Origin of the sequence: Bacillus sp. FSL K6-2971 (assembly GCF_038006405.1) — a bacterium.
GTDB classification, from domain to species: domain Bacteria; phylum Bacillota; class Bacilli; order Bacillales; family Bacillaceae; genus Bacillus; species Bacillus pumilus.
The window spans coordinates 4,049,344-4,074,654 of sequence record NZ_JBBOVD010000001.1; the positions used below are offsets into that span (position 1 = coordinate 4,049,344).

18 protein-coding genes are annotated in these 25,311 nt (G+C 42.8%); 11 read left to right on the plus strand and 7 right to left on the minus strand.

Translation table 11 applies throughout. The features are described from left to right. Window positions 1–37: 37 nt before the first annotated feature. From MHI33_RS21465 to MHI33_RS21480, 4 genes are all read right to left on the minus strand, one after another. Window positions 38–247, minus strand: a complete 210-nt coding sequence (locus tag MHI33_RS21465; protein WP_065097597.1) for a hypothetical protein — start codon at window positions 245–247, stop codon at window positions 38–40. A gap of 15 nt (window positions 248–262) precedes the next feature. After that, a complete protein-coding gene (locus MHI33_RS21470; protein ID WP_065097596.1) occupies window positions 263–1,396 on the minus strand; it encodes a DUF418 domain-containing protein in 1,134 nt (377 codons plus the stop codon). Between the two features lie 136 nt (window positions 1,397–1,532). Further along, window positions 1,533–2,822, minus strand: coding sequence for an adenylosuccinate synthase (locus MHI33_RS21475; RefSeq protein WP_113767962.1), 1,290 nt, complete (start codon window positions 2,820–2,822; stop codon window positions 1,533–1,535). Window positions 2,823–3,038: 216 nt separating this feature from the next. Next, window positions 3,039–3,620, minus strand: coding sequence for a TetR/AcrR family transcriptional regulator (locus MHI33_RS21480; protein ID WP_113767963.1), 582 nt, complete (start codon window positions 3,618–3,620; stop codon window positions 3,039–3,041). A 136-nt stretch (window positions 3,621–3,756) separates the two neighbouring features. On the opposite strand from MHI33_RS21480, the gene MHI33_RS21485 reads away from it, so the two are divergent. Then, window positions 3,757–4,962 (plus strand): cytochrome P450, encoded by a 1,206-nt coding sequence (locus tag MHI33_RS21485; RefSeq protein ID WP_340913709.1) that lies wholly within the window; start codon window positions 3,757–3,759, stop codon window positions 4,960–4,962. 32 nt (window positions 4,963–4,994) lie between these two features. Here the strand turns inward: MHI33_RS21485 and MHI33_RS21490 are convergent, their stop codons facing one another. The 3 genes from MHI33_RS21490 to MHI33_RS21500 form a co-directional block, all read right to left on the minus strand. Next, window positions 4,995–5,408 (minus strand): VOC family protein, encoded by a 414-nt coding sequence (locus tag MHI33_RS21490; protein WP_044139061.1) that lies wholly within the window; start codon window positions 5,406–5,408, stop codon window positions 4,995–4,997. 129 nt (window positions 5,409–5,537) lie between these two features. Then, complete coding sequence (gene dnaB / locus MHI33_RS21495) at window positions 5,538–6,902, minus strand: replicative DNA helicase (protein WP_003214779.1); 1,365 nt, start codon at window positions 6,900–6,902, stop codon at window positions 5,538–5,540. 220 nt (window positions 6,903–7,122) lie between these two features. Next, window positions 7,123–8,079: a DUF4885 family protein gene (locus MHI33_RS21500; protein WP_113767965.1), complete on the minus strand. Its 957-nt coding sequence runs from the start codon at window positions 8,077–8,079 to the stop codon at window positions 7,123–7,125. Window positions 8,080–8,188: 109 nt separating this feature from the next. Between MHI33_RS21500 and MHI33_RS21505 the strand changes: the two genes are divergently transcribed. The 10 genes from MHI33_RS21505 to MHI33_RS21550 all read left to right on the plus strand — a co-directional run bounded on the left by MHI33_RS21505 (window position 8,189) and on the right by MHI33_RS21550 (window position 25,295). Further along, entirely contained in the window at window positions 8,189–9,046 is an 858-nt protein-coding gene (locus MHI33_RS21505) for a hypothetical protein (RefSeq protein WP_113767966.1), read from the plus strand. Window positions 9,047–9,615: 569 nt separating this feature from the next. Continuing rightward, on the plus strand, window positions 9,616–10,497 hold the full coding sequence (locus MHI33_RS21510) for an alpha/beta hydrolase (RefSeq protein ID WP_319610054.1): 882 nt from the start codon (window positions 9,616–9,618) through the stop codon (window positions 10,495–10,497). A gap of 7 nt (window positions 10,498–10,504) precedes the next feature. Further along, on the plus strand, window positions 10,505–11,290 hold the full coding sequence (locus tag MHI33_RS21515; protein ID WP_340913715.1) for a 2,3-dihydro-2,3-dihydroxybenzoate dehydrogenase: 786 nt from the start codon (window positions 10,505–10,507) through the stop codon (window positions 11,288–11,290). A 26-nt stretch (window positions 11,291–11,316) separates the two neighbouring features. Then, the gene (dhbC, locus tag MHI33_RS21520; protein WP_065097590.1) at window positions 11,317–12,498 is read left to right on the plus strand and encodes an isochorismate synthase DhbC; all 1,182 of its coding nucleotides are present in this window, start codon (window positions 11,317–11,319) and stop codon (window positions 12,496–12,498) included. A 24-nt stretch (window positions 12,499–12,522) separates the two neighbouring features. Beyond that, entirely contained in the window at window positions 12,523–14,142 is a 1,620-nt protein-coding gene (locus MHI33_RS21525; RefSeq protein WP_065097589.1) for a (2,3-dihydroxybenzoyl)adenylate synthase, read from the plus strand. 19 nt (window positions 14,143–14,161) lie between these two features. Next, window positions 14,162–15,070, plus strand: a complete 909-nt coding sequence (locus MHI33_RS21530) for an isochorismatase family protein (RefSeq protein ID WP_065097588.1) — start codon at window positions 14,162–14,164, stop codon at window positions 15,068–15,070. A gap of 15 nt (window positions 15,071–15,085) precedes the next feature. Then, complete coding sequence (locus MHI33_RS21535) at window positions 15,086–22,234, plus strand: amino acid adenylation domain-containing protein (RefSeq protein ID WP_106067525.1); 7,149 nt, start codon at window positions 15,086–15,088, stop codon at window positions 22,232–22,234. A gap of 20 nt (window positions 22,235–22,254) precedes the next feature. Further along, window positions 22,255–22,482: an MbtH family protein gene (locus tag MHI33_RS21540; protein ID WP_340913725.1), complete on the plus strand. Its 228-nt coding sequence runs from the start codon at window positions 22,255–22,257 to the stop codon at window positions 22,480–22,482. Window positions 22,483–22,605: 123 nt separating this feature from the next. After that, on the plus strand, window positions 22,606–24,231 hold the full coding sequence (locus MHI33_RS21545) for an AraC family transcriptional regulator (RefSeq protein ID WP_268507175.1): 1,626 nt from the start codon (window positions 22,606–22,608) through the stop codon (window positions 24,229–24,231). 98 nt (window positions 24,232–24,329) lie between these two features. After that, window positions 24,330–25,295 (plus strand): ABC transporter substrate-binding protein, encoded by a 966-nt coding sequence (locus tag MHI33_RS21550; RefSeq protein WP_065097584.1) that lies wholly within the window; start codon window positions 24,330–24,332, stop codon window positions 25,293–25,295. Window positions 25,296–25,311 lie beyond the last annotated feature (16 nt).

Genomic DNA, 25,311 nt, shown 5'->3' on the forward strand with positions numbered 1-25,311 from the left:
CCTCATGACGAGGGCTTCTTCATGACGAGGGCTTCTTTTATGAATTCCTTTTATTATATATCCAGTCTGCGGCGAAAAATACAAGGAGACCCGACATGAGAATCACAAAAGTGACGGGTGGTTTATCATCCTGGAAATAAGAGTACAGCGAATGTCCTCCTAATGCGAGAAGATAAAAGATAAATGCCGGTCCTGCTGCTTTATGTGCATTCGCTTGTTCTTTTTTCGTACTTTTTTTGAAAAACATTGTAACGATTCCCCTTTATGCTGCTTTCTTCATCGTCACCCGGCGAAGTGCCTGCGAACGAATATATTCCATTGGACCAATTCCCCAAACCTTTAGACAACATGCTGATATGGCGATTTGCAGAAGTGAAATGAGCAGCCATGCCAATATGATAAGAGGGGCGTTGATTTGCCCGCCAAGACCCAATCCCCAGCTATAAAAAAGAACCGAGCAGATGACATTTTGCAGGATGTAACAGCTGAGCGCCATTTTCCCTACATATTCAAACCAATTCCACATGAACCATGACTCCGTATGCGCCAAGAGCTTCGCAATGACAGCGATATAGAAAAGAGAGAGGAATGGGGAAAACGCATAGCGCACAACGAATTCCACTAGTTCGTTCGGAACGAAGACAAGTGCATTCAGCGGCAAACCCACCCACAGACCGATTCGGAATAATCTTTTCCGCAGAGATTGCCCGCGTTCATTTGCATAAAATACACCGGCTCTCATCATCCGCACCCCTAATAAAAACAAAAATGTGTTCATTGGAACGATAAAGATCGCTTCCTCACGGTACATGAAAAAGTGTTGTAATCGTTCTTGAACCTGCGAGATCCATGTCTCTGGCAGCTTCTCTTCCAGCGCCGGTTCACTACTTTGATCATACGATGCGGTGTCCATTTCAGAGAGGGCAAACACCATCAGACAGGACAGAACAAGCAGATGAATGACTCCAGAGAAGATCATGCCTCTTTTGATACGCTTGCTCCCTCCTCGTACAATAAATGCCACAAGCAAACCGGTGACAGCGTAACTCATGAGCACATCATATTCCATCACAAGTGCAAAATGGACAAAGCCTTCGATAAATAAAAATAAAAGAATCCATAAATATGTACCCGGCCAAGGCGTGTTTTTTCTTTTGGCCTGCTGGTATTTCAGCTCTAGCCCTACACCGAACATGATAGTGAGCAACGAGAGCATTTTCCCATAGACGAACATGGAAACAAGGCTTTCTAGAAAACTGCCATGTTCATATTCATCTGCAATCTGATCTGTCGCAAAGGTATCCCCTGCATACGCAAAAAACCAGACGTTCGTTCCCAATGTACCTAATATGGCAAAACCTCTTAAAATATCTAATAATCTTATTCTTTCTTTCACTAGAACGCTCCTTCCCCCTATACAGTTATCATATTTTGGTAATGGTCGGAAGCCTGTTCTACTGAAATTAAGAAATATTTAAACAAAAAGACACCAGTAAAATGTGCAATTTTACTGGTGTCTGATCAGTCTATGATTATGGACGGTATACGCTGCGGACAACGTTCGTTTGTGAACGATCTGGACCGACTGAGAAAATGGAAAGTGGAATACCTGTTAATTGTGAAATGCGCTCTAAATAATGACGGGCATTTTCAGGCAGTTCGCTTAAATTCTTCACGCCCGTAATATCCTCTGTCCATCCTGGCATTTCTTCGTAGACAGGCTCACATTTCGCTAGTTCCTTTAGACTTGCTGGGAATTCTTCTGTGATTTCTCCGTTCAATTTATAAGCCACACAGATTTTCAATTTCTCAATCCCTGTCAATACATCAATTGAGTTAAGAGATAGATCAGTAATTCCGCTCACACGGCGAGCATGGCGGACAACAACACTGTCAAACCAGCCAACACGGCGCGGGCGTCCAGTTGTTGTACCGTATTCACGGCCAACCTCACGGATTTGATCACCAATTTCATCATGGAGTTCTGTCGGGAATGGGCCATCTCCAACACGTGTTGTGTACGCTTTTGACACGCCGACCACATGTTGAATTTTCGTCGGTCCTACACCAGAACCAATCGTCACTCCTCCAGCCACTGGGTTAGATGACGTAACAAATGGATATGTCCCTTGATCGATATCAAGCATCACACCTTGTGCTCCTTCAAATAGCACGCGGCGGCCTTCATCTAGTGCGTCATTCAAGACAACAGATGTGTCCACGACATATTTTTTCACTTGCTGGCCATATTCATAATACTCGTCTAAAATATCTTCAATCTTGAAGCCTTCTGCGTCGTACATTTTCTCTAAAAGACGATTTTTCTCTTCTAGATTACGTGCAAGCTTCTCTTCAAATACTTCACGATCTAATAGATCTGCGACACGGATACCGATACGAGCTGCTTTGTCCATATAAGCTGGTCCGATTCCTTTTTTCGTCGTACCGATCTTGTTAGCCCCTTTCCGCTCTTCTTCTACCTCGTCCAATTTTAAATGGTAAGGCAAAATCACATGGGCTCTATTGCTGATTCTGAGGTTATCTGTACTCACATTCCGTTCGTGAAGATACGCAAGCTCAGTGACCAACGCTTTAGGATCAACCACCATTCCATTACCGATGACACAAGTTTTTTCTTTATAAAAAATACCGGACGGAATGAGGTGTAGCTTGTAAGTCACTCCATCAAATTTGATCGTGTGACCTGCATTGTTTCCCCCTTGATAACGGGCAATCACCTCTGCATTTTCTGAAAGGAAATCGGTAATTTTCCCTTTCCCTTCGTCACCCCACTGCGTACCTACTACGACTACTGAAGACATATCGTGCACCTCCGTTAACCTTTCAAAACGTTATCTCTTTCAAACACATTTATTTTATCAATGCAAAACGAAAAAGTCAACGTGAAATCCGAACATTAATATCTCGAAATCAAATTTTGTTCGTTTTAAATATGAGAAAAAGCGCTTTAATCACTTCTTCAGCGCTTAAAAAGGGAGATTTTGAGTAAAAACAACGATTTTGATTATTCTTACTTTCTATTGATTTTCAATTAAATGAATCATCGAGCTTGCCATAAAATCAGGTGAGTACGGTCTCCCTGTCCTCAGCCACCATTCAGCTGTTCCAACGTAAGCCGAAATGACGAATTGCTTCTGCATGTCGATAGGAACGAGATGCGGATCAGGTTTTGAGCCTGCGACCCCCTTTACCCCCAAAGAAAAGCTTTCTTCAAAAAAAGCACGAACCGTTTCATGAATATTGAGCTCTCGTCCTCGTTTCAAGAGAATTTGATACTCCTCTTCGTGTTCTTGCAAATGCTGATAAAATCGAAAAATATATACATATGCTGCATGTTCTTTTTCCAAATCACCTTCTTGTACAGGCGCAAAAATGGCACATTTCATCACATCAAACATCTCATCCATCACCTGCTGGGCAAGATCAAATTTATCCTCATAATGCTGATAAAAGGTCGTGCGGTGAATGCCCGCCACTTTCGTCAAATCCTGTACAGAAATCTTCCCCCATTCTTTCTCGCTTAATAACTGAAATAATGCTTTTCTTAATTGCTGTTTTGATTCCGTTGCGCGCTTATCCCCTCTGTAGCAGTCCGCCACAAGCCACTCTCCCCTTCCTATTTTCTTCAACAGATTTCGCTTTTCTGTTGGTTGAATCCTCAAGGCTGATGAATTAACTTTAATCTAACACAATGAAAAAAAGGAAGCATCTGACAACCTATAAGGAGTGATGATCATGGAAACAACGACCCCAAGTGCCGTGCAAAAAACGTTATTAAGAGGAAAAAACAAGCAGGACCCGTATCACCCATTTGATTGGTATGCCAACATGCGCCAGACATCACCTGTTCATTTTGACGAAGCCAGCCGAACGTGGAGTGTATTCACCTACGAGGAAGCAAAACGTGTGACAATCGATAAAGATACCTTTTCGAGTCAGCCTCCTAAAAACCAGCGGAAGCATTCACTGATGAAAACAATGGTGATGATGGACCCTCCCAATCACACTCGTATCCGCTCCATTGTCAGCAAAGCCTTTACTCCTCGAGTCATGAAATTGTGGGAGCCTCGTATTCAAGAATTGATGGATGAACTCATGGCACAACTTGAAGGAAAAAAAGAGATTGACCTAGTGCAAGACATCTCTTATCCGCTTCCTGTCATTGTCATTGCAGAGCTTTTAGGTGTGCCGTCAGAGCATAAACAATCCTTTAAAGAATGGTCAGATATTCTCGTCAGCATGCCTAAAAGTGAAAATGAGGAGGATGTAGCTGAATGGCAGAAAACACGTGACAAAGGAGAAGCTGACATGATGGCGTTTTTTGCAGACACCATTGAAAGGAAACGTCACAACCTCAGTGATGATTTGATTTCCCTCATTATTCAAGCGGAGGAGAATGGAGACAAACTGTCAGCGGATGAACTAATTCCATTTTGTAATCTTCTTCTTTTAGCCGGCAACGAAACAACCACCAACTTGATCTCCAATATGATCTTCAGCTTGTTAGAACAGCCGGGTGCGTATGAAGCGCTCTCCCAATCACCTGAACTCATCCCACGTGCGGTGGAAGAGGCCGTCCGTTTTCGTGCACCAGCTCCTACGATCGTCCGTTATGTCACAAAAGATACAGAGCTTGGAGGGGAAGTGTTGAAAAAGGGGGACAATGTGATTGTGTTTCTTGCTTCTGCCAACCGAGATGAGCGTCAATTTTCAAGCGCACATGAATTCGATATACACCGCCACCCTAACCCTCATATTGGTTTCGGGCACGGCATCCATTTCTGTCTTGGCGCACCACTGGCACGTCTTGAAGCATGTACAGCTATAAAGATTTTAATCGAACGATATGAGGCGTTAGAGCTCCTTTCTTACGTTCCGATGACAAGCAGCAGCATGTATGGACTGAAAGAGCTGAAACTGCGTGTCACGCCTCGTTCATAACAGAAAAGACTCCCGGGCAAGGGAGTCTTTTTTTAAACGGGGGTGATTCCATCTGTGTTCATGAGCACAATGCGATACCCATCTGGATCTTCAATGGTTGCTCCTCCCCGTTCCCAATATGGATTTGTAGAGGTGACTTGCCGTCCGCCAAATGAGATCAACCTCTCTTTCATTTGCTGAAATTCCTCAGCATCTGGAATATAGAACACAAGAAGTTGTTCTGGATGCGGAGCGGGCAGGCTTTCTTCTTCTTCATGCTTCGTGATTTCTAAATGAACATGCTGATGAGGAAGTCCTAGCATGACACCATCATACCCTTCATGCTGATCAAAAGAACCTATTCGTTTGAGCCCTAAGCCTTCTTCATAAAAGGACACAACCTCTTCCATGTTGACGGTTGGGCGTGCGATGCGTAATTGAGCGGCTTCGAACTGTTGGAATTTCATCAGTCATCACTCCTTTTCTCCTTTTAGTATACGATTTCTCTGTCTTTCTCTCCTCCTCATTTCGATCGTTTTTCAATCATTCTTTCGATGTAGATCCATCAAAAAAAGCCCAGCTTCTTGAGCTGGGCTTTAAGCACCGGGCGGAACACCCGCATCGTCAAATCTTCTTTCCAGGTTGACGAATTTGTTATATTCTTTGACGAACGCCAGTGATACTGTACCAACTGGGCCGTTACGCTGTTTGGCAATGATGATTTCAATAATGTTCTTATTCTCTGATTCTTTGTCGTAGTAATCATCACGATAAAGGAATGCCACGATATCGGCATCCTGCTCGATACTTCCTGATTCACGGATATCAGACATCATCGGACGTTTGTCCTGACGCTGCTCTACTCCACGTGAAAGCTGAGACAAAGCAATAACTGGAACTTCAAGCTCCCTTGCCAGTGATTTTAATGCCCTAGAGATTTCAGAAACCTCTTGCTGACGGTTATCGCTTGATCGTCCGCTCCCTTGAATGAGCTGTAAATAGTCAATCAGGATCATGCCAAGACCGTTTTCTTGCTTCAAACGGCGGCATTTCGAGCGAATTTCACTTACTCTGATTCCAGGTGTATCGTCAATGAAAATCCCACTATTTGATAGCGAGCCCATCGCCATTGTCAGCTTGCCCCAGTCCTCTTCTGTCAGGTTACCGGTTCTTAGGTTCTGTGCATTGATATTCCCCTCTGCACAAAGCATACGCATGACGAGCTGCTCAGCCCCCATCTCTAAACTAAAGATGGCGACACTTTCGTCCGTTTTGGTCGCAACATTTTGTGCGATGTTCAATGCGAAAGCCGTTTTTCCTACTGATGGACGAGCCGCGACAATGATTAAGTCATTTCGCTGGAATCCAGCTGTCATCCGGTCAAGCTCTGAGAAACCTGTTGGAATCCCTGTGATATCGCCTTTTCGGTTATGAAGCTGTTCAATATTATCATATGTCTGAACAAGCACGTCCTTAATGTTTTGGAAGGCTCCTGAGTTTTTACGCTGCGCCACTTCCATAATGGTCTTTTCAGCATCACTCAACAGATCCTCTACTTCATCCTCACGCGTGTATCCATCCTGTGCAATGGTTGTCGCCGTACGGATCAGACGTCTTAAAATTGATTTCTCTTCTACAATTTTTGCATAGTATTCAATGTTTGCGGCAGTTGGGACGGAGTTCGCAATATCGGTTAAATACGAAATCCCGCCTACCTCTTCTAGTAAATCTGTATTGGCCAGTTCAGAAGTCACCGTAACAAGATCGACCGGTTCCCCTCTATCACCAAGTACAAGCATCGCATTGTAAATCTTTTGATGCGACATTCTATAGAAATCCTCTGGAATTAATACTTCAGAAGCGAGCGTGAGCGCAGATGGTTCTAAAAAAACAGCACCTAATACGGCCTGCTCGGCTTCTATATTTTGCGGCGGCAGCCGGTCATCGAGAAGTTCCGTCATGCCAAGCACCGTCCTTTCATAAAAAAATACGCTACTCATCATTTTAACATTTTCATCAATAAAAAAGTGAAAAACATCGACTATAGTCAAAATTACCATGAGGATGATTCGTTGAACAGCCAACCAACGCATCTCAATAGAAAAGACTCTGTAACATCAATTGTTATAGAGTCCTTCATTGTCGCTAATGGGATTTGTATCTATTGTCGTTCACCTTTTGTTAATCTATCGTTTTCTTCACTCCATAATTTTCTTTTTGTCCGATGTCATGTAAAGACCCATTTTGATAACCAATAGATAACACCAAATCGGGAATAGAATCAAACCCGTTTTTCGCTAGATCAAATAGCTGTGCTCCGTAATGTGAAGCGGCAATTCGTGCATTTTCTGCTGTGTATGGGTTTTTCAGGAGATCTTCTTTGTATATATCAAAAATATTCGTCCCTTTATCCGTTACAAATTGACCGTTTACAATACTTAAATCTTTTAAATTGTAGCCTGTCACCGTTTTGATTTGATTAACAAGGTGGAATTTGGCAAGAGAATCAGGAGTGAATTGAGTAGAATCTTCAGATCTGCTTTTCATGATATGGAAAAACAATTCTCTTGTATTGTTGCTTGTATTTAATAGATCTTCTATTTGTTTGGTCAGCGTTTCATCTGTTGATCCACCCACCACTAATTTGAAATGATTTGGGTCAATGGTAAAAGTTAAATTTGTGTTTTCAGGAATGGTTATACCGTTTTTAGAGAATAAATCTTGTAATTGTTCATTCACTTTTTGACGATTGAATATTTTCTTTTCTACACTTTCTTGCGTAGGATCGTACCGTTTTTCATTACGGAAGATGGCGTCATTAAAGTCATATTGACCTCCTTTTCCAGAATTAGCCCAGCCAATCTCCATCGTATATGCAGCTTCTCTCTCTACTTTAGTTAGATCACTCCTGAAATAAGGAGAGCGTGGGTTTCGATACTTATCGTGTATATGACCATGAGGATTTTCGAAACGTTTATTTTGTTCATTTATTTTTTGATATTTTTCATCTAATATCTTCATTCGTCTATCAGATTCGGTCATCACCTCATTTGTACTTTTAATAGCTGATTGACCCTTATAGTCTATTCGGTTCTGATTGTTTGAAGCACCTACCGTGTATGACGTATTAATATTCATTTTGATTCTCCTTTTTAAAAAAATTAGTGATTATTAAATATATCGGCAATTCAGTTAAAATTTGTTAGTTTTGATCCGATATAGTAATTGTTACAAGGAGGGTTAAAATATGACAAATACTATCTTCAAACGTTTTTTATTACCTGCATTATTATTAGTGCTTGTTACTAGTTTTTTTGCACCTAATTCAGCGGAAGCAGCGATTACAGGGAATAACAGCCCTAATACAGCAAGTTCAATGGGATATTGGAAAAATAGTCGTTCAGACACCACAATCTTACCTGAAGGTGAAAATGAAGCGTATTATCAGTTTACGATCAATAAGGGTGAAAGAGTTTATGTCAGAAGTTCGTATAATAAGCAATATACTGGGATGAAAATCGAGGTGTATAATTCGAAGAGTTCTAAGCCAGGATCAAGAGTGATTAATCCTGATTCAGTAACGCCCTTTATATTCGCAAATACTGGTGACGTTACTTCTACTTCAGAAACTTATTTTGTAAAAGTGACCCGTGGTACATATACAGGGAGTATGTATTTTACTGTCTCTATTCAAGATCGAATTAAATCTGGAAATGGGACATTCAACTTTACGGGGGCCGCTACCAACTTGGGGAATACTTCTTTGAATTTTTCAGGTGTTGATTCTTCTGTCATTACAATGGATTTAACGAGCAATTCTTCTATCCCTATAAATGCAATCGTTAAATCCATTTCAACAACTAGTACCCAATCGCCTAACCAAGGAAATGTCACACACAAGCTGATGGCTGATGAAAACAAGATTTGGAACGAATCCATTTTTTCATCTGCAACAAGTGGTTCTTACCGTATTTCTCTTGAAGATCAATTAAAAGTCGCGCAAAAATGGAGCTTTAAGTACAACGCAAAGGCTACAGCGAGATCTACTATGAGCAATGTCAAAGCCGATATCCGTTACGAATATGATGTCACAGATGGATTCTAATTGAATGGTGTTTACAGAATTAAAAAGTAAGGGTACATCCCTTACTTTTTTTAATTGTTATCATTCGCCACTCTTAAAAAAGCTGTGCATACTATTGAATCAGTTTTGAGATATGAGATCACCTACTTTTCGCAAAATCCTCCTCAATGTCCCTAAAAATACAAATGAGTCTATAGACTTATTTTTCCTCAAAATCATTTCAAGAAGAAAAGCCCATATTTATTCCTGTATCAAACAGAAGAAAATGGTAAAAATTCCGAGGCAGTCAAGGTCTTTTGACATTTCTCCTATTTTTAAATGACAAGGTCCGATATTCCCTATTTCAAATCATTTGTTAGTGAGTTAGTCCTTTATTTTCTGAATATTAGAATAAAAAAATCAAGTACACAACTTGATGAACATTTGACTTCATAATTGATAACCATTATCATTTGATTTGCTTGCGTGATAATTGAGAATCATTTTCATTTGAAGGAACCATTTTCTTCAATCTCTACACTCATCCTATATCCGCAAGCCTGCTTTTATCATCGTATGAGGGTCAATTTGAGGAAGGGGATTTTTTACATATGTCCAAACGCCCTGAAGGAATGGGTACTGAGGATTCACATTTCGGAGAAAGCCGTCCTTTTTTTATACATGGGACGGAGCAACTGGATATCACAGCACACCCATACAGACTTTTTATATTTAAACCGAATACTACTCCTCCAGCGGCTGGTTTTCCAGTCATGTACGTGCTTGATGGGAATTCACTTTTTGGCACAATGGTCGAAGCCATTCGTTTACAGTCAAGAAGACCTGAAAAAACAGGTGTTGTACCTGCCATCATTGTTGGAATTGGCTATCAGACAGAAGCGCCCTATCATCCGCTCAGGCATTATGATCTCACTCTTTCCAGCCCTGACGCTTCCATCGGGGGCAAAAGAAAAGACTTCTCCATCCATACATATGGCGGGGCCTCTGCTTTCTTTTCTTTTTTAGAAAAGACTGTGAAGCCTTATATCGAGCAACGCTTTCCGATCAACCTAAGTCGTCAAACACTGTTTGGGCATTCTCTTGGCGGTCTTTTTGTATTACACACACTATTTGAGCACCCTGATGCTTATCAGACATATATTGCAGGCAGTCCTTCTATCCACTGGAACAAAAAATTATTTCTAGAAAAAGAATACCAATTCACCAACCGCATACGTCAGGTGCCTATGAATGTCAGGCTGCTTGTAGGTGTAGGTGAGTTAGAAAAACATCATCCATGTCAAATGAATGCTCATGCAAAGTCACTAGCAAATCGTATGCTGCCTTTATCCTCATATGGCTTACATACGGCCTATCACGAGTTCCCTGAAGAAGGACATACGTCCGTTTTACCGGTGCTGATGAATTACGCTTTTCGTTTTGCGCTCTATCATGATGATCTTTTAACAACCACAGACATGAAAGAAAGGTAGTGAACGTATGAAACATAGTGGTCTATCTCAAAAGATTGCCCTTGTCACAGGCGCAGGGCAAGGTATCGGACAAGCAGTCGCAAAAAGAATAGCCGATGAAGGTGCGATCATTGCAGCAGTTGACGCAAATGAAGATCAGCTGCAAAGCACCGTCCAGCAAATGAAGGATGAAGGCATACGTGCCTTTGCCTATCCAGGTGACATTACCGATCAAGCATCTGTTCAGCACATTATCAATCAAATTGAAAAACAGCTTGGACCCATTTATTTACTAGTCAATGTAGCAGGCATTCTTCGAATTAGTTCTATTGACCAGCTTAGTGCAGATGACTGGCAACAAACCTTCGCAGTCAACACACATGGTGTCTTTTATGTATCACAAGCTGTCTCCAAATACATGATGAAAAGATCAGCAGGGGTCATTGTGACCGTCAGCTCTAACGCAGGTGCCATTCCTAGAATGAATATGGCTGCCTATGCCGCTTCAAAGGCAGCAGCTACTTCCTTTACAAAAACGCTTGGATTAGAGCTGGCAGACTATGGAATCAGATGCAATGTTGTCTCTCCTGGCTCTACCGCAACACCTATGCAATGGGCTTTATGGTCTGATGAACAAGGCGCAGACCATGTGATCAAAGGGTCATTAGAGACGTATAAAACCGGTATTCCTTTACAAAAAATCGCTGATCCTCAAAACATCGCTGATGCAGTCATCTTCTTTGCATCTGAACAATCCAGTCATATTACGATGCAGAATCTCACGATTGATGGTGGCGCAACACTCGGAATCTAGCATTTTATCAAAAAGGAGGCCTTTTCATGAAACATTCATTATTGTCGTCAGAAGAAAAAGAACAGTTGATTCAAGACTATCAGCCAGGCGCTTTTTTCCTTGCTTCCCCTAAACGCACGATACTTGCCGAAGGGATTTTCCAGCATATTGAAACCAATCAGCTCAATGAACTATCCACAAGGGTAGCGCACGTATTTGACACTGCCAAACAAGCTGGTATTCAAGCACCGATTATTGCTGGTGCTGTTCCGTTTGATCCGGCGCAACCCGTTCGTTTAAATGTGCCAATCCATGTACAGTTTAGTGATCCACTCGAATTTCATCAAGGTGATGAGGAATCGGAAGTGACATCGCCATCATATGAGGTGACACCTGTCCCCTCTCCTGAAGTCTACATGAATGGTGTGAACGAAGGGTTAGCTAAAATTGAAAAAGGAGAGCTTAGCAAAATCGTCATTTCTCGATCTCTCCATCTCAAATCAAATCAAGACATTCATACGAAAGCAATACTCGAACGGCTGGCTCGTCACAATACGACTGGCTATACGTTTGCTGCAAATGTAGCTGATCCGAAATCTCCCCAAAAGCGCACACTTCTTGGGGCAAGTCCTGAGCTGCTTCTTTCAAAAACGGGTTCATCTGTGATTTCCAATCCACTCGCTGGTTCTCGGCCGCGTAGTTCAGATCCAGTAGAAGACCAGCGCCGTCACGATGAACTCCTTACTTCAGCGAAGGATTTACACGAGCATGCAGTGGTTGTCGACGCTGTCACTAAAGCGCTTGCTCCTTACTGTCGTAAGTTAGATGTGCCCGCATCACCATCCGTCATACAAACAGAAACGATGTGGCATTTATCTACTGTCGTAAAAGGTGAATTAGCAGATTCCAGTGTATCCTCAATTGATTTAGCGCTGAGCCTTCATCCAACACCCGCAGTATGCGGAACACCTACAGCAGATGCACGTGAAGCAATCCAAGCAATTGAACCCTTCGATCGAGGATTTTTCACAGGAATGATCGGCTGGGCAGATGCAAATGGTGATGGTGATTGGATTGTCACCATTCGTTGTGCAGAAGCTGAGGGTCAATCCCTTCGCCTCTTTGCTGGTGCAGGAGTGGTCAAAGGATCTAAGGCAGAAGAAGAGCTAGCCGAAACATCTGCAAAATTTAACACGATGCTTCGTGCGATGGGCATCCATCAGCTATAAAAATACATAGGAGATGACAAAAACATGTTTGTTCAACCACCTACATGGCCAGAAGAATTTGCAAAACGCTACCGTGAAAACGGCTGTTGGCGTGGAGAAACCTTTGGCGGTATGCTTCGTGAACGCGCCGTATCGTTAAGGAATAAAACTGCGATTACATACGCTGATACGCACATGAGCTACCAAGAACTTGATGAGCGTGTCAGCAGTCTTGCCGCCGGTTTCCATCAGCTTGGAATTCAAAAGGGCAGTCGAGTTGTCGTGCAGCTTCCTAACATTCCTGCTTTTTTTGAAGTCATTTTCGCTTTATTTCGAATCGGTGCTTTACCCGTCTTCTCACTGCCATCTCATAGAAGCAGCGAAATCACTTATTTTATTGAGTTTGCCGAAGCAGACGCATATGTCATACCAGATATCCATGATGGCTTTGATTATCGATCACTCGCACGTCAAGTGAAAGAAAAGCTTCCCTCATTACCTCATGTCATTGTTGCAGGGAAGGCTGAGGAATTCCTTGACTTGGATGATCTGCGCAAGGACCCAGCACTTGATCCTCAAATTCATGTAGAGGCAAGCGATATTGCATTTCTTCAGTTATCAGGAGGCAGCACAGGCCTTTCTAAGCTCATACCTCGTACACATGATGACTATATGTATAGTCTTTGGAAAAGCAATGAGGTGTGCGAGCTTACAAAAGATAGTGTGTATCTAGCTACACTTCCAGTAGCACACAATTATCCATTAAGCTCACCTGGAGTCCTTGGGACGTTATACGCTGGTGGAAGAGTCGTTCTTGCAACTGGATCAAGCCCTGATGTCGTCTTTCCACTCATTGAAAAAGAACGGGTGACCATTACCGCTGTCGTTCCACCTATCGCATTGATTTGGCTAGAGGCTGCTCCTCATCGATCAGATAACTTATCGAGCCTTGAGGTCTTACAAGTCGGTGGTGCTAAATTAAGCGCCGAGGCAGCAAAACGAGTGATGCCTGCCCTTGGGTGTAAGTTACAGCAAGTTTTTGGCATGGCCGAAGGTCTGGTCAACTATACCAGATTGGATGATCCTGAACATGTCATTATTCACACACAAGGACGCCCGATGTCTGAATATGATGAGGTACTAGTGGTAGATGATGAGGACAAGCCCGTCCCGAATGAAGTGGCTGGACACCTTTTAACAAGAGGACCTTATACGATTCGCGGCTACTATAAAGCCGATGAACAAAACAAGAAAGCATTTACAGCCGATGGTTTTTACAGAACAGGTGACATCGTGCGATTAACAAAAGAAGGAAATGTGGTAGTAGAAGGCAGAGACAAGGATCAAATCAATCGTGGCGGCGAAAAGGTTGCCGCTGAAGAAGTTGAAAATCATTTACTTGCGCATCCTGACATTCATGATGCCGCCATGGTGTCCATGCCAGATCCGTTTCTTGGCGAACGCTCATGTGCCTTTGTTATTGCGAAAGGAAACAACAAGCCAGCACCACACGCCTTAAAGTCATTTCTAAGAGAACGCGGGCTCGCTGCCTATAAAATTCCCGACCGCATTGAATGGATCGATGCGTTCCCACAAACAGGTGTAGGCAAAGTCAGTAAAAAAGCATTAAGAGAATTAGCTTCAATCCATACTGCCAACGTATAAAAAAAGAGGAGTGAAAACCATGGCAATCCCTACTATTCCTGCGTATCCAATGCCAAGCATACAAGATTTACCCGAAAATAAAGTGAACTGGATCCCTGATCCGAAACGTGCTGTCCTGCTAATACATGACATGCAGCAATATTTTTTAAATGCATTTCAACAAGATACATCACCGATCACAGAGTTAGTGCAGCATATTGAACAATTACGTGATACATGCAAAGAACTTGGCATTCCTGTCGTCTATACAGCTCAACCTGGTGACCAAGACCCGAAGGATCGTGCCTTATTAACAGATTTTTGGGGGCCTGGACTTGGTGATGATGAAGCATTGACAAAAATCATTGATCAGCTTGCTCCATCTGAAGCAGATACAATGCTGACAAAATGGCGTTATAGCGCATTCAAAAAATCCAATTTTTTAGATATTCTTCACGAAGGCGGGCGTGATCAACTGATCATTACTGGCGTATATGCACATATTGGCTGTATGCTGACAGCCGCAGAAGCATTCATGCTCGATATTGAAACCTTTTTTGTCGCCGATGCCGTCGCTGACTTTTCACTTAAGCATCACAAAATGGCAATGACCTATGCAGCTGAACGCTGTGCGGTGACCACAACGACAAGCCAAATCATTAGTCGTTTAACAGGACAGGAAGCAGACGGTGATGATCTATCCTTTGATGCTATCGTTCACCAAGTAGCTGAGTATATCCAAATCGAGCCGAATGAAATACCGTTTGACGAGAATCTCGTCTATCTTGGACTTGATTCTATTCGAATGATGAGTCTAGCGGAAAAATGGAGACAGCAAGGAGCGACAGTCAATTTCGTTGAGCTTGCAGCTAATCCAACGCTCACTCATTGGCGAGCTCTTCTTTTCCCAGAAAAACAGCCATCTATCCCAAATATCGATTACTTGTAAAGGAGGTATAGACCCTTGTCGATCCAGTCAGTCGATTCATTCCCACTAACCGGTGCCCAATCAGGCATTTGGTATGCGCGGCAGCTTGATCCATCTAATCCTATTTTCAATACAGCTGAGTATATAGATATTAAAGGTCCAATTGATCCCGTACACTTTGAAGCAGCCATTAGAAAGACTGTCTTAGAAGCAGATTCCTTGTATATGCGCTTCGTTGAGGATACTGACGGTCCAAAGCAATGGTTGATATCTAAGAAAGAGATTCCATTTCAATCTATCAATTTACAAAATGAAAAACAGCCGCTTGATGCGGCTAAAGCATGGATGAAGGCAGATCTTTCAACGCCAGTCTCTTTAGAGAAAGATGTATTATTCCGTGAAGTACTTTTTCAACTTGCTGACGACCGTTTTATCTGGTATCAGCGCATTCATCACATTGCCATTGATGGATTCGCCTTTTCGCTCATTGCACGTCGTGTTGCTGAGGTCTATTCAGCCCTATCGAAAGGGGCACCTGTGCCTCCTCAAACATTTGGAGCCTTACATGACGTAGTCCAAGAGGAGATCACTTATCAACAGTCCAACCGATATGAAGATGATCGAGCGTTTTGGAAAAATCGCTTTGCTGATCAGCCTGAAATTGTCAGCCTTGCTGAGCTTGCCCCAAGAACGTCGGATCATTTTATCCGAAAAACGGCTAACTACGATGCCGAAAAGGTAAGCAAAATGAAAAAAAATGCTCCTGCCTTCGGTGGTACGTGGCATGAAATGATTATTGCGGCATCCGCTCTCTATATGCATCGTATGACTGGTGCACATGATATTGTTTTAGGATTACCTGTTATGATGCGCCTTGGATCGTGCGCCTTGCAAACACCCGGAATGGTCATGAACCTAGTACCGCTTCGTTTAACATGCAAACCAGAAATGACGCTCTCAGCACTTGTTCGCCAAGTATCTGATGAACTGAAAGCCATTCGCCCTCATCAAAGATATCGTCACGAGGACATGCGGAGAGACTTTAAACTCATCGGAAGAAATCAGCGATTATTCGGCCCGCAAATCAATATCATGCCATTTGATTATGATCTCATATTCGATCAGAGCATTGGTCAAGCACATAATCTTTCAGCAGGCCCGGTAGATGATTTATCGATCAACATATACGACCGCGCAGATGGGAACGGATTTCAAATCGACTTTGATGCAAACCCTGCCGTTTACAAAGAGCAAACAGTTGACGCTCATCAGCAGCGTTTTCTTCAATTGCTGGAGGAAATAACCGGACTAGAGCAAGATCAGACGATCAGTCAATTCAACCTTCTTTTGTCTAAAGAAAAAGAGAACATTCTCAAGCACTGGAATGATACAAAACGAGAATTACCAAAGGAATCTTTACGGGAACTATTTGAAAAACAAGTGAGCAAAACGCCACAAGCAAAAGCATTACAGTTTGAAGGAATCACTTTAACCTACGAAGAGTTGAATCAGCGGGCAAATCAATTGGCTCATTATTTGAAAAAGCGTGACATTGGACCAGAACAATTTGTCGCAATAGCTCTGCCTCGGTCCATCGATATGGTCGTAAGTCTATTAGCCGTTGTCAAGACAGGAGCCGCCTATCTGCCACTAGACCCTGATTACCCTAACGATCGTGTCACCTATATGCTAGAAGATGCCAAACCAGCTTGCTTGCTCACATTCAAAGAGACAGCAGACGGTTTGGAGCATCCGCACATCGTTCAACTGGATGATTCAACTGTTCAACAGGAGATAGCAGGCAGTCCGCATCTCGATCCGACATGGAACGAAGGCTCCCTGCATCATCCAGCTTACATCCTCTACACATCAGGATCGACAGGCAAACCAAAGGGTGTTGTTGTCACAAAGCGAAATGTAATCAACTTTATATTGTCCATGCAAGATTCATTTTTATTAGATCAAGGAGACCAGCTTTTAGCGGTAACGACCATTGCCTTTGATATTTCCGGGCTAGAAATGTTCCTCCCGCTTTTACATGGAGCTGCTATTTTATTGGCAAAAAAAGAAACCATACAAGAGCCAGCAAAGCTTTCAGACATGATTCGTTCTCATCCTGTCACAATCATGCAGGCAACACCAACGTTGTGGCATGCGTTGGCAGATGAATACCCTGACGTGATAACAGGTATGCGTGTTCTTGTTGGAGGAGAAGCACTTCCTGCCTCCCTTTTGCACAAATTGCAATCTCTTCAATGCGACATTACCAATTTGTACGGACCTACAGAAACGACGATCTGGTCTACGATGGAAAATGTCACAGCACATCAAGAGAATAGCGGGCCGGCAATTGGTAAACCCATTTGGAATACGAGCGTTTACATTTTAGATGAAGGACTAAACCCAATTCCAGCAGGATCAATCGGTGAACTTTACATTGCAGGTGAAGGAGTATCCAGAGGATATCTTGGACGATATGATTTAACGGCTGAACGTTTTGTCGCTGATCCATTCGGCACAAGCGGCACGAGAATGTATCGTACTGGTGATTTAGCCAGATGGCGTGAAGATGGTTCAATTGATTATATCAGCCGTGCCGATCATCAAATTAAAATCCGCGGCTTCCGTATTGAACTAGGTGAAATTGAAACAGTGATAATGCAGCATCAAGCCATAAAGCATACATCTGTTATCGTTCGTGAGGATCAGCCTGGACAACAGCTGCTTTGTGCGTATGTTGTGCTGACAGACGACTCTTCTCTGCACCCTTCAGAGCTCAGGCAGTTTGCGGCTGCATTACTTCCTGATTACATGGTGCCTTCTGCTGTTGTCGTTTTGCCAGAACTTCCACTTACACCAAATGGAAAAATCGATCGCAAAGCATTACCAGCACCAAATATGTCTTTAGTTAGTTCTGAGCGTACACCTAGAACACCACAAGAAGACATGTTATGTAGTTTATTTGCAGAAACCCTTGGCCTATCTCAAATTGGCATAGATGATAGTTTCTTTGACTTAGGCGGACATTCCTTACTCGCCGCTCGTCTGCTTAGACGTATACGCGATACATTCGGTGCAGACATAAGCATGAGTACCATTTTTGAATCACCTCGGGTTGCTGAGCTTGCGCAGCACTTGGACAAAGCGAAGGACATTCGGCCGCCGCTTCAGGTAGAAAACAAGCCAGAAGAGATTCCGTTATCCTTTGCCCAAAAACGGCTCTGGTTCCTTCATTGCCTTGAAGGGCCAAGTCCAACTTACAATATTCCACTTGTCATTCAGCTGACAGGTACACTAGATCAAACAGCTCTAATTGGTGCACTCGCAGATATCACTGAAAAACATGAAACCCTTAGAACCATTTTTCCGGATAAGAATGGCATGCCAAGACAGGTCATTTTACATTCGAAAAGTGTTCAGCCTAAACTCCATGTCACAGCTTCAAACGATCAACAAATTGAGAGTCAGTTAAACGAAGCCATTCGCTATAGCTTTAAAATTGAAGAAGAACCTGCACTGCGCGCTGAATTATTCACGCTTGATGCAAACCGATCCGTACTGCTTCTATTGCTGCATCACATCGCTGGTGACGGCTGGTCACTTGCACCATTGACACGAGACTTAGCTGCTGCTTACGAAGCCCGTATACAAGGAAAATCCATCTCCTTGCCAGCCGAACCTGTTCAATATGCTGACTATGCTATATGGCAGCAGAAGCTGTTGGGCAGTGAAGAAGAGGCGGATAGTCTATTTGCCAAGCAGCTCAGCTATTGGAAAGGCGCCTTACATGACCTTCCAGAAGAACTGGAACTTCCCTATGACTTCCCGCGTCCACAGGAAGGAAGCTTCAACGGTGATACGATAGACTTTACGATTAAACCCGCTTTACATCAGAACCTCCTTGAACTTGCAAAGCAGCATCAGGTGAGCTTGTTCATGGTGCTTCAAGCATCACTTGCAGCATTACTGACACGCCTTGGGGCGGGGACAGATATCCCAATTGGCAGTCCAATTGCTGGACGGAATGACGATGCACTTGACGACATTGTTGGCTTGTTTGTGAACACACTAGTATTACGTACCAATACAGCTGGTAATCCAACCTTTAGTGAGCTATTGAAGCGAGTGCGAGACGTTGACCTAGCAGCCTATGAGCATCAGGATCTGCCATTTGAACGGCTAGTCGAAATCCTAAATCCAACCCGATCCAGGTCACGCAATCCATTGTTCCAAGTCATGCTTGCCTTCCAAAATACACCGAAGGCGGAAATGAAGCTGACACAACTTGACTCAGATCTTTACGTGAAACCAGTAGGGTCAGCTAAATTTGATCTGACCATCGAATTAACAGAACAAAGAACTGAGACTGGATCAGCAGCAGGATTAACAGGTTTGTTTGAATTCAGTACAGATGTATTTAAACAAAGCACCATTCGAGCAATCGCTGACAGAATGAAGCGCTTTTTAACAGAGGTAGCTGAGCGCCCACATCTGCCGATTGGTCAAGTGAACATTTTATCAGATAAAGAACGGCAAACATTTCTCCCTGACAAAAAGGCATTCGCTCAGTTAGATCAAGCACCTGGTCTCCCAGCCTTATTTGAAAAAACGGCGCAGCAATACCCTGATCGAGTGGCAGTAACGGATGGCAAGAGGCAACTCACCTATGAAGAGTTAAACAACAAAGCCAATCGTCTTGCTCATTTATTAATAGAAAGAGGCGTTGGACCAGAACAGTTCGTTGCACTTGCCCTGCCTAGGTCAATCGATATGCTCGTAAGCCTATTAGCCGTTCATAAAGCAGGCGCAGCCTATGTTCCGCTTGATCCTGACTATCCAGCAGACAGGCTGGCATACATGATACAAGATGCCAAACCAGTTTGCAGTATCACAACAAAAGCAGCTGCAGTGCATCTCCCTGCTGATTGCGATTTGATTTTGTTAGACGAAAAAGAAACGAGCGGTCAATTGCTGACTAAGCCAAATCACAATCCGGCTGATATAGACAGAATTGAGCCGCTATCTTCTCTGCATCCGGCCTATATTATTTATACATCCGGTTCTACAGGGAAACCAAAAGGAGTGGTCATCCCACACCAAAATGTCATCCGTCTTCTGACATCTACTGAACATTGGTTCCATTTTGATGTAGAAGATGTTTGGACAATGTTCCATTCGTATGCCTTTGATTTTTCAGTATGGGAAATATGGGGACCCCTTTTATATGGAGGCCGACTTGTCATTGTACCTCATACCATCTCTCGCTCTCCTGAAGAGATGCTGCAGCTTTTAGTCGAGGAGGGTGTAACTGTGCTTAATCAAACGCCTTCTGCCTTCTATCAGCTCATGCAGATAGACAAGGAACAACAAACACTTGGTCAAGCATTATCACTCCGCTATGTCATCTTTGGCGGTGAAGCATTAGAGCTTAGCAGATTAGAAGATTGGTACAGCCGTCACTCAGACTGTAAGCCAAAGCTAATTAACATGTACGGCATTACAGAAACCACCGTACACGTTACGTACAGTGTACTCAATCGAGACATGATCGCAAAGAAATCCAGCAGCTTAATAGGCGAACCAATTCCTGATTTACACGTCTACGTACTAGATGAATACCTACAGCCTGTTCCCCCTGGAACAACAGGTGAAATGTATGTAGCTGGAGCTGGCCTTGCAAGAGGTTATCTAGGCAGGCCTGACCTGACGTCAGATCGATTCCCTGCCGATCCTTATGGAGCACCTGGCACAAGGATGTATCGAACTGGCGACCTCGCACGCTGGACAGAAGATGGGGCACTTGATTACATTGGCAGAGCTGATCATCAAATTAAAATACGCGGGTTTAGGATTGAACTCGGAGAAATCGAAGCCATTCTGGCACGCCACGATGCAGTTGCACAAGTTGCCGTGATTATGCGAGAGCATCAGCCTGGTGACAAGCGCTTAGTCGCATATATCGTCACAACTGAAGAAGAGCATTTCGATACAGAGACCCTTCGTCATTTTGCCGCAGCCAGTCTTCCTGATTACATGGTGCCTGCAGCATATGTACAGATTGATAACATGCCACTTACAGCAAACGGGAAGCTGGATCAAAAATCACTGCCGGCACCTCAATTGCATATACAGCAAGCGGATGGCCGCGGCCCAAGAAACCCGAAAGAGGAAATCCTATGTCATCTCTTTGAAGAGGTGCTTGATTTGCCAAAAATCAGCATTGATGATCGCTTTTTTGACATTGGCGGGCATTCCTTACTTGCGGTTCGTTTAATCAGCCGCATTCGTGATGCACTTGGTGTCAAACTAAGTATCGGAACATTGTTTGAAGCACCAAATGTTGCAAGTTTGGCAGAGAAACTAGAAACAGGAAGCGATGAAAACGCACTAGAAATCTTGCTGCCTCTGCGAACAAATGGAGAAAGATATCCTCTCTTCTGTGTTCACCCAGCAGGTGGTCTTAGCTGGTGCTATGCAGGTCTCTTGAATACATTAGAGAAAGACATCCCTATTTATGGATTACAGGCACGAGGAATCGCAAGAAAAGATGACTACCCGCACACACTAGATGATATGGCTGCGGATTATATCAAGCACATCCAAACGATTCAGCCAAAAGGTCCTTATCATCTTCTTGGCTGGTCACTAGGCGGAAACGTTGTACAAGCAATGGCTACACAGCTCCAGCAGCAAAGTGAAGAAATCGCACTCGTTGCGATGCTGGATGCCTATCCGAACCATTTCTTGCCGATTAAAGAAGCACCTGATGAAGAAGAAGCATTAATCGCTCTTCTTGCGCTCGGCGGTTATGATCCAGATACCTTAACAGGTGAACCACTCACAATGAAAAGTGCCGTCGACATCTTGAAAAAAGATGGCAGTGCACTAGCAAGCTTAAGTGAAGATGCTATTAGAAATCTAAAGGAAACCTATGTCAATTCAGTTCGATTGCTCGGAGAATATCAGCCAAAAACTTATCATGGGGACATATTATTCTTTAGATCTACTATTATCCCAGATTGGTTTACACCAATTGATCCCGAAGCATGGGCACCTTATATCAACGGAACAATTGAACAGCACGACATTCATTGCCGGCACAAAGACATGTGCCAGCCTAAACCCCTAGCAGAAATTGGTGTCATCTTAGACAACGCACTGCATCGGGTCAAACAAAAGCACTAAGAATAAAGGAGAGATGACAAATGACAAATCCCTTTGATCGTGAAGACGGTGTATTTCTTGTGCTTGTCAATGAACAAGGACAGCATTCACTTTGGCCATCATTTGCACCAGTGCCAGATGGGTGGAAAAAGGTCTTTGATGAAGACACTAGAAATGCCTGCATCGATTATATCCAGACACACTGGCAGGACTTACGGCCATTAAGCTTAACAAAAGAACCTGCGCTAGCCCATGGAAAAACGGACTAAATCACCGCGCCCTGATCACACTCAGGGTGCTTTTTTGACAGAATAAACATCACCATCTCCCAGCTCTTTCTGCTACAATTTAATTGAGAATGTTTATCAACAAATAAGAGATCAGGTGGTTTTATGGGAAACAGCAATCAATTACGTACAATGGCAAATGCAGAACAATTCATCTATCGATTAACATATACTGAAAAAATAAATAATGCAGAGCTTCCGCATACGGAGCAGCAGCTATCAGATACATTCTGCTTCCTCTTCAGCATAAGCGGCAGAGGTTTACTCACATTGAACGATCAAAAATGGCGGTTGAAACATCTGACACTCTATACGATCCTTCCTGGAGAAACATTTATGTTGAAAACAGAGCCTTATCAAAAACAAGAGCTTTATCTGTTTCGCTTTCAGCTCTACATGCTGCAAGATCAAAACATACGGGAAGTATCAACTGAACATGCCCGTTCTTTACTGAATGTATGGCAATTTATCGATATTAGCTCGATTGAACAAATTCATTCTTTACTTCCAGAAATGACAGAGGAATGGAAAAGACCTGAAGCCATTAGCTTTTTTAGAAGCCAAACTCTTTTTCAACAGCTTATTATGCAGCTTTTCACACTGCATAAAGAAGATATTTGTGACACAGCACATGCCCTTTTCAAAACAAAACAATATATCGATCAACATTCCGAAGAGCCTCTCAGCCTTACAAGTCTATCTCAAATGGCTGGCATCAGCGCCAATCATTACAGTGAGCTATTTAAAAAGCATTTTAATGTGAGTGTCACTGATTATATCACCAAGAAAAGGATGGCTAGAGCCAAACAATTAATGGCAAAAGGCAACGCAAAGCTCAAAGACATTGCACTGGAAATCGGCTATCAAGATCCCTATTACTTTAGCCGCATCTTTAAGAAAAAAACGGGCATGACCCCTTCTACTTATATGAAAAGCCGTCAGCGGAAAATTGCAGCCTATGGCCATTCCATACTCGGTCAGCTCACACCCATTCATATCATCCCGTATGCTGCCCCTCTTCACCCTAAATGGACAGCACATGATTTTGAGTATCATGCAGAAGAAATCCCGATTCACCTGAGTGCACATCGGATCAACGAGCACGCTGAAGCCAATTTACAGCAATTAAAGGAAACAAAACCTGAGCTAATCATTGCCAATGATCATGTGACAGAGGAAGAAAAACAAGTGTTGAAAACCATCTGTTCTGTTCACTTTGTTCCATTCAAACAATTGGATTGGCGCACTCAATTCAGACAAACAGCTATGTTCTTAAACGAAGCGAAGGAAGCAGAAGAATGGTTGATTCATTATGAGGAACTCGTCATTCAAGCGAAAAAGTCGTGCCTTTTTGATCATCCACCAAAAACCGTCCTGCCTCTTCGTATCTTTCAAGATCAACTCTACTTGTCTGTCAATCGCACCATGTCAGAAGTGATTTTTCATGATATTGGTCTTCTGCCAGCTTTTCAGAATGATGGACAGCTAATAGAAAAAGAAATCACCATTCGCTCCATACAACAGCTAGATCCAGACGCCATCTTCCTCTTCTTGCATAAGGAGCCAAAAACCATTGCTTTTTATCAAAAGTTAAAGCAACAGGAAGATTGGCAAAATCTCAAGGCTGTGACTCAACAAGCAGTCTATCCACTAGCATCTGACCCTTGGCGTGAATACACAGCAGCCAGTCATCAACGAGTCATTCAGGACCTTTTATCTTTTTTTCCGTAAAAAGTCCATCATTCGACAGAGAATTATCTATGGATAAAAGGACAAAAGCCTAATACAATCATTAATTGAGAACAATTATCAGTTAAAGGAGAAAACAAATGAAAAAATGGTTAGCATTGCTTATCCTTTGTATCATGACGATCACCACTGCTGCCTGTGGTGCTGAAGAAAATAAACCTGCTTCAAACACAACCAAAAGCAAGTCAGCTGAAGCAACAGAAACAAACATCAATTACTTAGATCAATCATACAACCTCAAAACACCAGTGAAACGAATCGTCATTGCTGGAAGCCTAGAATCAATGGAAGATGCAAAATTACTTGATATTCAACCTATTGGTGCTTCTACTGTAGGCGGCACATTCCCTGAATTATTTAAAGACATCACAGCGAAAACAGAAGGCATCGGTGAAAAAACAGAACCGAATCTAGAAAAAATCTTAAAACTAAAACCAGACGTAATACTAGGATCAACAAAATTCCCACCTGCAACAATAAAAAAATTGGATAAAGTCCAAACGACGATCCCAGTATCCCACGTCTCTTCTGACTGGGAAAGCAATCTTTTATTGCTCGGTACACTTACTGGCAAAAGTGAAGAAGCGAAAAACATCATTTCTGATTATCAGAAAGACCTTAAACAAGCGAAAGAAACCCTGAAAGACAAAAGCAACAACAAAACAGCTGTCATTTTACGCATTAGACAAGGCGACCTGTACGTGTATCCTGAAGACGTATACTTCAACTCTACCTTATATGGGGACTTAGGATTTACAGCACCAAGTGATATTAAAAAAGCCAAAGCACAAGCAATGATTTCATTGGAGCGCCTGGGCGAACTCAATCCTGACTATATTTTTGTTCAGTTCTCTAAAGAGGAAAACTCATCGAATCCTAACGCATTAAAGGACTTAGAGGAAAATAAAATTTGGACAAGCCTAAAAGCTGTGAAAAATGGGCACATCAATGAAAATGTCGTTGATCCTATGCTTCAAGGAGGAACTGCACTAAGCAAAACAACCTTCCTTGATAAGGCTGTCAAATGGTTAGAGAAAAACAACTAAAAAGAAGACAAAGGGC

Excerpts from the sequence above, each read along its gene's own strand:
- dnaB (WP_003214779.1), bottom strand. The coding sequence starts at position 6,902 with ATGACGGAACTTCTCGATGACCGGCTGCCGCCGCAAAATATAGAAGCC.
- MHI33_RS21530 (WP_065097588.1), top strand. The coding sequence starts at position 14,162 with ATGGCAATCCCTACTATTCCTGCGTATCCAATGCCAAGCATACAAGAT.
- MHI33_RS21500 (WP_113767965.1), bottom strand. The coding sequence starts at position 8,079 with ATGAATATTAATACGTCATACACGGTAGGTGCTTCAAACAATCAGAAC.
- MHI33_RS21550 (WP_065097584.1), top strand. The coding sequence starts at position 24,330 with ATGAAAAAATGGTTAGCATTGCTTATCCTTTGTATCATGACGATCACC.
- MHI33_RS21515 (WP_340913715.1), top strand. The coding sequence starts at position 10,505 with ATGAAACATAGTGGTCTATCTCAAAAGATTGCCCTTGTCACAGGCGCA.
- MHI33_RS21510 (WP_319610054.1), top strand. The coding sequence starts at position 9,616 with ATGTCCAAACGCCCTGAAGGAATGGGTACTGAGGATTCACATTTCGGA.
- MHI33_RS21490 (WP_044139061.1), bottom strand. The coding sequence starts at position 5,408 with ATGAAATTCCAACAGTTCGAAGCCGCTCAATTACGCATCGCACGCCCA.
- MHI33_RS21540 (WP_340913725.1), top strand. The coding sequence starts at position 22,255 with ATGACAAATCCCTTTGATCGTGAAGACGGTGTATTTCTTGTGCTTGTC.
- dhbC (WP_065097590.1), top strand. The coding sequence starts at position 11,317 with ATGAAACATTCATTATTGTCGTCAGAAGAAAAAGAACAGTTGATTCAA.
- MHI33_RS21485 (WP_340913709.1), top strand. The coding sequence starts at position 3,757 with ATGGAAACAACGACCCCAAGTGCCGTGCAAAAAACGTTATTAAGAGGA.
- MHI33_RS21545 (WP_268507175.1), top strand. The coding sequence starts at position 22,606 with ATGGGAAACAGCAATCAATTACGTACAATGGCAAATGCAGAACAATTC.
- MHI33_RS21475 (WP_113767962.1), bottom strand. The coding sequence starts at position 2,822 with ATGTCTTCAGTAGTCGTAGTAGGTACGCAGTGGGGTGACGAAGGGAAA.
- MHI33_RS21465 (WP_065097597.1), bottom strand. The coding sequence starts at position 247 with ATGTTTTTCAAAAAAAGTACGAAAAAAGAACAAGCGAATGCACATAAA.
- MHI33_RS21505 (WP_113767966.1), top strand. The coding sequence starts at position 8,189 with ATGACAAATACTATCTTCAAACGTTTTTTATTACCTGCATTATTATTA.
- MHI33_RS21525 (WP_065097589.1), top strand. The coding sequence starts at position 12,523 with ATGTTTGTTCAACCACCTACATGGCCAGAAGAATTTGCAAAACGCTAC.